Annotated in this window: 10 protein-coding genes; 7 read left to right on the top strand and 3 right to left on the bottom strand. The window is 62.0% G+C overall.

From position 1 onward, the window contains the following. Positions 1-116: 116 nt before the first annotated feature. Positions 117-713 (top strand): hypothetical protein, encoded by a 597-nt coding sequence (locus tag K7W42_RS22100; RefSeq protein ID WP_224577518.1) that lies wholly within the window; start codon positions 117-119, stop codon positions 711-713. Between the two features lie 18 nt (positions 714-731). On the opposite strand, the gene K7W42_RS22095 is transcribed toward K7W42_RS22100, so the two are convergent. From K7W42_RS22095 to K7W42_RS22085, 3 genes are all read right to left on the bottom strand, one after another. Then, complete coding sequence (locus K7W42_RS22095; protein ID WP_224577515.1) at positions 732-1,325, bottom strand: hypothetical protein; 594 nt, start codon at positions 1,323-1,325, stop codon at positions 732-734. Between the two features lie 176 nt (positions 1,326-1,501). Then, positions 1,502-3,361 (bottom strand): glycoside hydrolase family 2 protein, encoded by a 1,860-nt coding sequence (locus K7W42_RS22090; protein ID WP_224577514.1) that lies wholly within the window; start codon positions 3,359-3,361, stop codon positions 1,502-1,504. Between the two features lie 365 nt (positions 3,362-3,726). Beyond that, complete coding sequence (locus tag K7W42_RS22085; RefSeq protein ID WP_224577512.1) at positions 3,727-4,902, bottom strand: glycosyltransferase; 1,176 nt, start codon at positions 4,900-4,902, stop codon at positions 3,727-3,729. A 440-nt stretch (positions 4,903-5,342) separates the two neighbouring features. Here K7W42_RS22085 and K7W42_RS22080 point away from each other — a divergent pair, with 440 nt between their 5' ends. The 6 genes from K7W42_RS22080 to K7W42_RS22055 form a co-directional block, all read left to right on the top strand. Further along, entirely contained in the window at positions 5,343-6,200 is an 858-nt protein-coding gene (locus tag K7W42_RS22080) for a manganese catalase family protein (protein WP_224577510.1), read from the top strand. A gap of 106 nt (positions 6,201-6,306) precedes the next feature. Continuing rightward, positions 6,307-6,489 carry a DUF2171 domain-containing protein gene (locus tag K7W42_RS22075; protein ID WP_255639565.1) on the top strand — a complete coding sequence of 61 codons (183 nt, stop codon included), beginning with the start codon at positions 6,307-6,309 and terminating at the stop codon, positions 6,487-6,489. Further along, positions 6,486-7,538, top strand: coding sequence for a glucose-1-phosphate thymidylyltransferase (locus K7W42_RS22070; protein ID WP_224577499.1), 1,053 nt, complete (start codon positions 6,486-6,488; stop codon positions 7,536-7,538). The genes K7W42_RS22075 and K7W42_RS22070 overlap by 4 nt, the downstream gene beginning before the upstream one ends. Before the next feature lie 6 nt (positions 7,539-7,544). Further along, positions 7,545-9,695, top strand: a complete 2,151-nt coding sequence (locus K7W42_RS22065) for a family 1 glycosylhydrolase (RefSeq protein ID WP_224577498.1) — start codon at positions 7,545-7,547, stop codon at positions 9,693-9,695. Between the two features lie 82 nt (positions 9,696-9,777). Then, positions 9,778-10,695, top strand: coding sequence for an MBL fold metallo-hydrolase (locus tag K7W42_RS22060; protein WP_224577496.1), 918 nt, complete (start codon positions 9,778-9,780; stop codon positions 10,693-10,695). Positions 10,696-10,832: 137 nt separating this feature from the next. Beyond that, positions 10,833-11,199 (top strand): helix-turn-helix domain-containing protein (locus tag K7W42_RS22055; RefSeq protein WP_224577493.1); only part of this gene is annotated, 367 nt, incomplete at its 3' end.

Here is an 11,199-nt window from a genome sequence, read left to right as displayed (position 1 = left end):
GGCGCACCACCAGCCCCGTAACCACTTCACGCAACACTGATGTCACCCTCAAATCGGGTCCTGGAGACTTTACGCGGCCGTCATGTCCCCTCTGCGCCCAGTCGGGAGACTCAATCATGATCCGTGGTTGGTGGTTGGCACCGCTCCTCTTGGGTGCGTTCAGAACGAAGGTCCTCCGGTTTCCAACAGCCGGCTGGACCCCAACCGATGAGCGTGATGGTGTCGGCCCCCTGACGCGCCGGGAGTACTGGATTGATCTGGCTGCGCCGCAGCGCTCTGGCCCAGAGGTCATTCAGCTCATGCTCCAACAGTTGCCATCCCTCACACCGCCGGCGCTGGCGTGGTTCCGCCGGGTGCGCCCCACAGAGGGACCGACCGGAGTGGGCGACCAATTCAAGATTTTGATGCTAGGCAGCCGGCGCGCACGGGTAGAAGTGGCTTTTCTTGCGCCGGACCACTTTCGTCTGCGCACTCTTAAACAGCATTCGGAATCCGGCTGGACAGAGTTTCGCTGCTCGGCACTGTCCACAGAGGGCTACCGGCTGAGCATCCTGTCCCAGGTGAGGGCCAGCAGTTGGCTGGACCGGCTCGGTTACCTCTTGGGCATCGGCATCCTGCAGCGCCTGACGTGGGAGGCGGCCCTGCGGCGTGCCCTGCAGCTGAGTGGAGGGCGCAAGGTGGGACACGGCGTAGCAACTTCAGAATGGCCCTAAGCGGTCACCAGCACCGACTCACATTGGGAGTTCTCCATCCAAGTGCGGCAAGTTCTGAATGTCTCTCAAGGTGTTGAGGGCAGCCGTCAGATCAGACCGGAGGCCCTCAACCACGCGCCCAGTCCTCCGAATGGTTTCGACACTTTCAGACGGCCAGTCGCCTCGCTTCAGCTCGCTGAGACGTGCATCAGCCAAGCGGACGAGTTCTCTGGTCTCTGCCAACTGCTGACGCTGCTCTTTCGACAGGTCGTGTGGAGCGTCAATGCTCCAGACCACATCGCCATCCAGCAAGGTCCGGAGCTGCTGCCACTTCTGAAACAGCTGCTCAAGACTGGCCTGTTCGGCTTTGTGGTCGTCCCCGATATGCATTCCCCACCCTACCAAAGAGGTGGACCACCTAGGTGCTCCGGCTTCGTTCGAAGAAGAACTCGATTTTTCTCTGCAGCACGGTATCTTCCCGCGCATGCTCGCTTTCTGGTCTTCCTCGCCAAGCTTGAGAGGCACCCAGCGCGACGTTGCCGCGCCCAGGGAATGCTGGCTGGCCGACCTGATCCTACTTCTCTTGCAATGGTCGCCAGCGAGCGATGTCGTGAGGCGGAAGACCACGGTCACGGGCAACCTCAGCACAGCTTTTTCCGGTGGTTGTGACGGGCTGACAGCTTCCTGCCTGAATTCGGGGGAGTAACTCCCTCGCGGTTGGGGCATGACGACCTCCCCTTCACTCTTCACTCAACTGGAGCAACTTCATCTCAGCATTGCGGCGGTTTGCCAAAGCTTCTCAACGAAAGTCAATCCTGAGATAGGTCCTTTGCATCGACCAATGACAGCACCCGAATCCGCCACTGAGACGACGTGCTGAAAGGATTGAGAAGAGGGTCAACGGTCATCTCGCGGGCCGTACGGGTGCCCTGTGTGCTGCTGGCGAGGCCCAGCAGATCGGCTTTGGGCGAGCGGTCATCGTACAGCAGCCCGTTCTTTTCTTGAAAGGTGTCGGTCAACTGCGTGTAACAGAATCCCGACAAGCCGTGGCAGTCGTAGATGGCGGCCAGCAGCGTCTTATAGTCGCGCTGGAAGTCGTCTTCGCTCTGTGACTGGCTGTAGCCCCAGCCGCTCTCCTGATCAGGGATGTACGCAATGCCGCCAAATTCCGACAACATGACTGGCTGGTCGGCTGCCTGAAAGCCACTCAGGGTGAGGAAACGGTCAGCAGGCTGCTGCAGTGTCAAGGTGGCGCGGGTAGCGTCCAGCGTGCTGTAGCGCTGGTAGAGCGCTGCGGTGTCATCGGTGTAATCGTGAATGGTCAGAATATCGGTAGAAATGTGTTCCCAGCCGTCGTTTCCAATCACCGGCCGCGAAGGGTCAAGGGTCTTGGTCAGGTAATACAGTGCCTGCACATAGTTACGGTGGGACGGATTGGTAGGCAGATCTGGCACCCCCCACGATTCATTTAAGGGGACCCAGGCCACGATGCAGGGATGTGACCTGTCGCGGGCGATGACCTCTTGCCACTCGTGGACCAGGCGCTCGACAGCCTGCGGCGTAAACCGGTACGAACTTGGCATCTCTTCCCAGACCAGCAGGCCCAAGACATCACACCAGTACAACCACCGTGGATTTTCGATTTTCTGGTGCTTGCGTACACCATTAAACCCAAGTTGCCGCGTCAGTTCCACGTCTCGGCGCAGTTCCGTGTCTGTTGCCGTCATCAGGCCGCCGGGCCAGTACCCCTGGTCAAGCACCATTTTCAGGTAATAGGGGCGGCCATTTAGCAAAAACCGGTTGCCAGCGATGCAGACGGAGCGCAGGGCCGCGTAGCTGTAGACCCGGTCAATCACCTGATCACCGTCCATCAGCTCCAGGCAGGACCCCAGCAGTTGGGGGTGACTGGGACTCCAGAGCAGCTCGTTGCGAAAATCATCAATGCCAGGATCGGCCAGCGCAATCCGGCGTTCCACCTCATGACTCTGGAGACCATAGCGGTCGTCCACCAGCAGGACGTCGTCTCGCCACAACCGCACCCGCACACTGAGTCCAGGGGCAAGGGTTCCGACGAGGTGGAGTTGTAGGCCCAGTTGCCACTGATCCATATTGCTAAACCAGCCCACTTTTTGGATGTAGGTGTCGGAGACCTGCTCAAGCCAGACCGTCTGCCAGATGCCGGTTGTTCGGGGATACCAGATGGAGTGCGGATCCCGCTGCCAGTCCTGTTTGCCGCGCGGTTTGGCAAGGTCGTGCGGGTCATCCTGCGCGCGCACCGTCACCTCAATCGTCTCGGCCAACTGTGCCTGCCGCGTCACGTCAGCAGTAAATGGGGTGTGTCCTCCCTCATGCGTGGCGACCAGGCGCCCATTGACCCAGACGGTCGCGGCGTAATCCACTGCCCCAAAATGCAGCAGTAAGCGGCTTTGACGTTCTTCCGGCGTCAGCGTGAGGGTCAGGCCATACCAGACCACGTGATGGAAGCCCTGATCGCCAATGCCACTGAGCGGGCTTTCGGGCGCATACGGAACCTGAATGTCACGGTCGAAAACCACTTCGGAAGGGTGCTTCCAGACCCCCACGTCTTCAAAACAAAAGCGCCAGGTGCCACTCAGGTCACGCCAGTGGTCGCGTTCCAGAAGTGGAGTCGGGTGAGTGGTGTGACGCATAGCGCCTCCTTCGGTCAGCGTGATGTGGTGGGAACACTTTGAAATCCCAGGCGGCTGCACAACCGTTCTCTCGTGAGACAAGTGGGGCCACGCCTCTCCCGTTCCCGCCCCACCTCTTCAGGACGTGAGGCCGGCAATTTGTCGTGTACTGCGGTCTTCAGAGTCCACAGAATGCCCATTGTTTAAGTCAAATGGGCCTTGGCGGCGACCAAGGTTTATGCCTGCTCTCTCCAGCATTGAGAGCTTGGGACAGGGAATCTGGCGAGAGAAAAAGACAGCTGACATTGCCGAAACGTTGAGAGACCACTGGTCTGGTAAATCCTGCGTTTGCAGTGAGCACATCAAGCCGTTTGCCTGTTGCCAGTTTAGTTGTGGGCTCCTGCCAGGATCAGGGGCCACTCGGCCCTCCCTGGGCGCCCCAGGGCACACAGGTGAGCGTCCATTGCTGCCCAGGTTCTGTCCCAGGACTGCTGGGCCAGAAGGAGGTCAACGCGCTGAAGCGTGGCCTGTGCAGCCGGCGTGCCCCATCCAGCCAGGGCAGCCGCACAGGCGGCTTCAAAGGCTGCAGTTCCGTCTGCAATTTGCACGAGGCCCTGCTCGCCGTAGGGCTGCACGACATCGTGGATGCTGGTCGACACCACGGGTAGACCCGCCGCAAGGTATTCAGGTGTCTTGGTCGGGCTGATGAAAGCGGTGGCCTCGTTGTGTGCAAATGGCAACAGGGCCACGTCCCAGTGTGCCAGATAGGCGGGCAGCTCTGCATAGCTTTTCATACCCAGGTAATGCATGTTGGGGCCCTGTGGGAGAGTCGCTGGATCAATCTTGACCACCGGCCCCAGAAACACGAAATGCCACTCAGGCCGCCTGGCGGCCAGTCTGCGCAGAAGGTCCAGGTTCAGGCGCTCGTCAATCACACCTGCAAAGCCGAAGCGAGGGCCAGCGAGAGCATGCTGATCAGCCGGTTCAGCGAGTGGCGACCGGGCCTGCCTGAAGTGGGCGGTGTCCACGCTGGAGGGAAAGGCGTGGACATTGGCATGTCGGGCCGACTTGGCCTCAAAGAGCTGCTGACCACCTGTAAAGACCACGTCGGCGCGGCGGAATAGTTCAGCTTCTCGGACGCGCAGTTCGGGGGCCGCGCCATGAAAATTGGCGAGTTCGTCCATGCAGTCATAGATCACGGCGCGGGGACTTAACTGGTCGGCCACAGGCAACTCCATGGGTGTGTAAACCCATAGGTCGTATTCCGGAAGGTCCTCGGCCTCCACCAACTCGCTGAGCAGAGTTGCGGTGCAGGCCTGGGCTTCGGTGGCGCTTTGCCCCGCTCGGAGATGGGGCGTGCAGATTGTCAGGCCTGCTGCCTCGCGCCGGAGGGTCAGGCGATCTGCGCCGGGGCTGAACACGGGTTCTTCCACGTAATACACCGGCCGCGTGACCGCAGCGCGAGTCATCAGGTGCTGCGGGCGCTGAAACACGAAACTCCAGCGCAAGTGCGCCAGAACGATCAGGCCTGGGGGTCCAGGGACAGGGCGAGCGAGAGACACGGGAAAACCTCCTCCCAGTTCAATGGTTGATCGGTGTGCCGTGCGGCACCGCAAAACTCTAGTCAGGACCATTCAAAATGGACATTCACTATAAAGCAGCCGTCCCAGACGCAATTTTTCCTCGAACACATAGGATCTGACGGTGGTCCGAGCGTTGCCTGAAGGGCCCTTCACCTGTTGAACGCTTGCGGCTGGCCTCCCTTGCCGGCGGCGCAGAGGGTTTCCCTTTGTGCCAGGTCTTCTCTGACTGCCGAATCGTCTGTTTATGAGAAGCGCCGAAAGGGAACTTGAGGCAGCTTGAGCGAGCAGCACAGGCCAGGCGCGCGCGTTGGCGCCGCGATTTCACCTTGATTGGGGTCTGGCCAGGCGAAGCTGCTAAAGCCGCCTTGACCTGTCTGAACAACGACGTCGCCTTTTACCCTCCGCACAGAGGAGAACTCATGTTCTACCATGACAACAAATTGCAATACCCCGTCCGTGTGGATACACCTGACCCCCGCTTTGCTCGGTTGCTTCAACAGGCTATTGGGGGTGTCGAAGGCGAAATCCGGGTTTGTTTGCAGTATCTATTTCAGGCTTTTGGTGCGCGTGGCCCCGTCAAGTACCGCGACATGCTGATGACCACTGGCACCGAGGAAATTGGACACATTCAGATGCTGGCCACCGCCGTGGCACTGAATCTGGAAGGCGCTCCCGCTGATACGCAGGAAGCCGCTGCGGCGCAGAATCCGGTGGTGGCGGCCGTGATGGGCGGTATGGACCCCCGCCAGTACCTGTCGGCCGGCATGGCGGCGCTGGCGGCCGATGCCAATGGCGTGCCCTTTTGCGGTTCGCACGTTTACGCCAGTGGCAACTTGGCTGCCGACATGTACGCCAACGTGACAGCCGAAGCGACCGGCCGCGCCCTGGCCTGCCGCCTGTACGAATTGACGGACGATTCCGGCATGAAAGACATGCTGAGCTTTCTGATTGCGCGCGACACCATGCACCAGCAGCAGTGGCTGGCGGTAATTGAGGACCTGGGCGGCCACACTGCGACCTTGCCGATCCCCAACACATTTGACCAGAGGGCCGAGCATCAAGAGTTCAGCTACAACTTCTTCCTGACAGGTGTTGAGGGCACGCCGGCCCCCGAAGGCCGCTGGAGCACCGGGCCATCCATGGACGGAAAAGGCGAATTCCGTATGCGGCAGGCGGAGCCGATGGGCGGTGAGCCGCGGCTGGCCCCACCCATGTCAGGCAGCTATGCCCAGGCCCAGCAGGGTGTATCCGACCGAGCAGGACCACAGCTTGACTGACCGCTTGAGAAGATTAGCCGCTCCCTGGCCGCCCCTGTCCCCGGCATCACCGCAGCGGGTGAGAGAAAGCAGCAAGGAGAAAGCGATGACAATAATTGCGCCGGGAATGTCTATCATATGCGCCGACGGTCTGGTCCACAGCTTCGTGGATGAGCTGGACGAGCAGTACATCCGCACCGTTCGTGACGAGGGCGGCCACCACCGCTCCGTCCCCCTGGACGCCGTGGAGCAGGTCGAAGACGCGGTGTGCCTCAACCTCACTCAGGATGAACTGCGGGCGCTGCTGTGAAGGCCCTCATTCCGGCGGCCGGATTTGGTACGCGCCTGCGGCCCCTGACCTATTCCCGGCCCAAGCCTGTGCTCTCTGTGGCGGGGCGTCCCGTGATTGCCTACGCCCTGGACCACCTTCAGGCGGCCGGCATTACCGATATTGCGGTGGTGGTCTCTCCCAGTACGGCGGGACCTCTGCGCGCCGCGTTGGCCGACTGGCCGGACGTGACGTACCTCTGCCAGGACCGTATGGGTGGCCTGGGGCACGCCGTGCTGACCGCCGAAGACTGGGTCGGGGGCCAGGACCTGTGCGTGCTGCTGGCCGATAATCTGTTTGAAGACGGCCCTGCCGCCCTTATTCAAGGCTTTCAGCGATTACAGGTTGATGCGGCTGTGGCGCTGTGTGAGGTGGAGCAGCCTAGTGCCTTCGGAGTTGCCACCGTGCAGGACGAACTAGTCACTTCCATCGTAGAAAAACCCATCCATCCGCCCAGCCACCTCGCCGTGGCAGGTTCATACTGTTTTCGTCCCAGTATTTTCGAAGCGCTCCGAACAGTGCCGGTCAGTGCGCGCGGCGAATTAGAACTGACGGACGCTATTGCCCAGCTGGTAACGGCTGGCCGGGTGTACGGTCATCGGCAGCGCGGATGGTGGAAAGACACAGGACGTCCCGAAGACCTACTGGCGGCCAACCGGTGGATGCTGGCACAGCGCCCAGCAGCGCTTGGCGGTACCATGACCGACAGTGAAGTGTTTGGGGCCGTGACTATCGAGCCAGGCGCTCAGGTGCGGCGCGCCGTGATTACTGGCCCTGTGTTCATTGGGGCTGACGCGATCATTGAGGATGCCCAGATTGGTCCTTTCGTCAGTGTGGGGCCAGGTGCGAAGGTGCAGGGGGCCAACATTCAGGACACGATTCTGGAGGCCGGCGCCGTGGTGACCAACCTGCGCGGCCCCCTGATGGGCAGCATCCTGGGCCAGGGCGCGCAGCTCACTGGGGCCGCCGATCAGCCTTTTCATCAGTGTCTTCTCCCAGATGCCAGCACCCTGTGCGTGGCTTCTCACTGAGCAGGAGTGTCTATTCAGAGCAACAAGGTGTCTGCCCCCGGCATGCACCTGTGGGCCGGGCTGGAACCCACTGTCAGCCGCGTCGGCGACCGGCAAGTGGATCAACTGGCCCTCAGCGGCACGGATCAGCGCCCGGACGATATGGACCGGCTGGCCGACCTGGGTGTGAGCGCCGTGCGCTTTCCGCTGCTGTGGGAGCGGACGGCGCCAGACGGTCTTGCCCAGGCGGACTGGACCTGGGGCGACATCCGGCTGCGCCGCCTGCAAGCACGAGGCGTGCAGCCCATCGTAGGCCTTATTCATCACGGAAGCGGCCCGCGGCACACGCATCTGCTGGACCCAGACTTCGTTGCTGGGCTGGTCGACTACGCGCGTGCGGTTGCGCAGCGGTACCCAGAAATAACCTGCTATACCCCAGTCAATGAACCGCTGACCACCGCCCGGTTTTCTGGGCTGTACGGCCACTGGTATCCTCACGGGCGGGACGAGCAGAGCTGCTGGACCGCTCTGAATCACCAGTTGCGGGCCACCGTGCTAGCGATGCAGGCGATCCGCGAAGTAAATCCACAGGCACAGCTGATTCAGACGGAAGACCTAGGCTGCGTCTTCAGTACCCCTGTGCTGCGCGACCAGGCCGACTTCGAGAATGAGCGGCGCTGGCTTACCTTCGACCTGCTGCTGGGCCGGTTTGACGAGACGTCACCGCTGTGGGCTTACTTGCGGCGGGTGGGAGCCAGCGAACGCGACCTGCTCTGGTTTGCCGAGCATCCCTGTCCCCCGGAGGTGCTGGGCCTGAATGTGTACGTGACCAGTGAGCGCTTTCTGGACCACCGCTTGGATGACTACCCCGCACAGACCCACGGGGGCAATGGCCGGCAGCCGTACGCCGATGTCGAGGCGGTGCGCGTGCTGGGCGCGGCGCACGGCGGGCCTCTCGCCCGTCTACACGAAGCCCACGCACGGTACGGCCGACCACTGGCCTTGACGGAAGTGCATCTGAACTGCACGCGAGAGGAGCAGCTTCGCTGGCTGGCCGGGGCGTGGCAGGCGGCTCAAGCAGCCAGAGAGGCCGGCGTAGAGGTGCGGGCCGTAACCGCCTGGGCGACCTTCGGGGCTTTCGAGTGGAACAGCCTGCTGACCCGGCGCGAGGGTCACTATGAAAGTGGTTTATGGGACCTGCGCGCCCCAGTTCCTCGGCCCACCGCGCTGGCCCGGCTCGCGCAGACCCTGGCGACTGGTGCGGCCCCGCCGCCCCTGCTGGAGACACCGGGGTGGTGGCAGCGAGATACGCGCCATGTGTATCCGCCGGAAGGCGCGGTGCAGGCGCAGCCGCCGGGTGGCCCACCGCTGCTGGTGTACGGCGCGCACACTTCCCTGGGCCAGCGGTTGCTGGAGGTCTGCGGGCAACGGGGCCTGCGCTGTCAGGCCGCTTCATCCGCTGCGCCTGGTGATCTTGCCGCTGGACTGGACCTGAGCGTTCCCTGGGCCGTTGTGAATCTTCCCGGCGCGCTGTCAGCCCGCGCCGCAGTGCAGCTGGCCCAGGCCTGCGCCGCGTCCAAACGGCCCCTGCTCAGTTTTTGCCGCGCGGACGTTTTCGATGGGTTGGCTGGCCGCCCATACACCGAATCCGATCCGGCCAGTGCGGTGACGGCAGAAGGGCAACAGGCGGCGCGTCTGGCTGCCGCACTGCTAAGCAGTCATCCCGCTGCCCTCCTGGTGCGGTCTGGAGAACTGTTCGGCACAGGAGACCCCACCGAACGAACAGCGCGGGTCATGACCGACTTGCTGGCGGGGAAGCCCATTCAGGCTGACGCTCCAGTCATCACCACGCCAACCTACGCTCCTGACCTTTTCCATGAAGCGTTGAATCTGCTTCTAGACGGCGAATATGGACTCTGGCATCTCACCAGCGGCGTGGATTTGACGCCGCTGGCCTGGGCACACCGACTGGCAGATGTGGCTGGGTTGGCGACGGTGCCTCCTGGCCGGACGCCCGCGCCCACACATCAATACACCCTGCGCAGCGAGCGGGGCTGGCCGATGCCCCACTTGGATCAAGCGCTGACACGCTTCTGGACGGGGTTTGGGGCGTCCGGCCACGCCTGGGCTCCGCTGCCGTCTGCTCAGGCTTCAGTTCCACGGAGGAGCGGCGTTTGATCTGCGGCTGAGAAACCCTCGGGTCGCTGTCTTCTGCTCACATGGTCAGCACAGGTGCTATCAGTTTGATCCAGGAGGTTCTATGTCCCTTTTTGCTTTTCCACCCGCTTTTGGGGGCGTTCAAGCGCTCCGAGAGGACGTGTTCCGGGTGCGCCTCCCCATGGTCAATGTCTACTTCCTGGGAACCCCGGAAGGCAAGGAGTGGGTCCTGGTGGACGCCGGTTTGCCAGGAACCGCTGGGCTGATTGAGCGGGCCGCACAGCAAGTGTACGGGGACTGTCCCCCACAGGCCATCGTCTTGACTCATGGCCACCTGGACCACGTGGGGGCGCTGCACGCGCTTCTCAAGCGTTGGGCGGTCCCGGTGTACAACCACTCTCTTGAGCTTCCTTTCCTGACAGGTCAAGCCGCTTACCCTTTCCCCGATCCGAGCGTGGGGGGCAGCATGAGCCTGCTGTCTCCGGTCTTCTTGCCAGGGCCGTTCGACTTTCGCCCAGCCGTGCAGCCTCTGTCCGTTGAGGGCGCCGTGCCGCACCTGCCGGCGTGGCGGTGGCTGCACACCCCAGGGCATGCCAGCGGGCACATTTCCTTGTGGCGGGCCAGTGACCGCACCCTGATCGCTGGAGACGCCGTTGTAACCACCCGGCAGGAGTGGGCGTCCAGTGCCGTAAGCATGCAGCCTGTGGTCCTCCGCGGTCCCCCGGCTTACTACACCCCCAACTGGGATGCGGCGCGCCGGTCTGTCGAAACTCTGGCTGGTCTAGACCCTGAACTTATTGCGACCGGGCATGGGCATCCACTACTGGACGGTGACGTGCCAACCGAGCTTCACCGCTTGGCGCGTCAGTTTGACCAGCAGGTCCGGCCACGTCGTGGGTGGTATCTGCGTCACCCTGTATCTGTTGGGGTCAATCGTGCTGGGCTGGACCCATTGGCCTGCCTGATACTGGGGAGTCTGACGCTGGCCGCCTTGTGCTTCAACTTCATCCGTCGCCGTTGAAGGCCTTACAGGCTCTGGCGATAGTCAACAGACGAGGCCAAAATCGAATCTTGAGTGCTCTATTCAATAGACCTCTTGCGAAAGTGGCGGGCTAAGGTGTCAGGGTGGAGCAAGACCGCCTGACACGCACGCTAAAGATGAATCGCAAGCAGTTTCGTCGACGCACCGGGGTTTACCCGGAAACCTTCGCTGAGATGAAAGTAGTGCTGACTGAACGCGAAGGGCGGAAGAAGAAATCTGGTCGCCCAGCCGCGCTGAGCGTGGCTGAACAACTGCTGATGACCCTGGAATTTTGGCACGAGTACCGCACCTTTGCACATCTGGGTGACGATTGGGGTGTGCATGAAACCACCGTGCATCGCACGGTGGAACGCGTGGAAGCGGCCCTGATTGCCAGTGCGCAGTTCCAGATGCCCAAGAAACGCATGTTTCAGGAAACGCAGCTCGTCTACAGCATCTTGGCGATCAATGCTTCTGAAGTGCCCTGTGAACGACCCAAAAAGG

It is taken from the genome of Deinococcus betulae, assembly GCF_020166395.1.
GTDB classification, from domain to species: domain Bacteria; phylum Deinococcota; class Deinococci; order Deinococcales; family Deinococcaceae; genus Deinococcus; species Deinococcus betulae.
The sequence above is the reverse complement of the archived record's forward strand: the minus strand, read 5'-3'. Positions and strand labels throughout refer to the sequence as shown.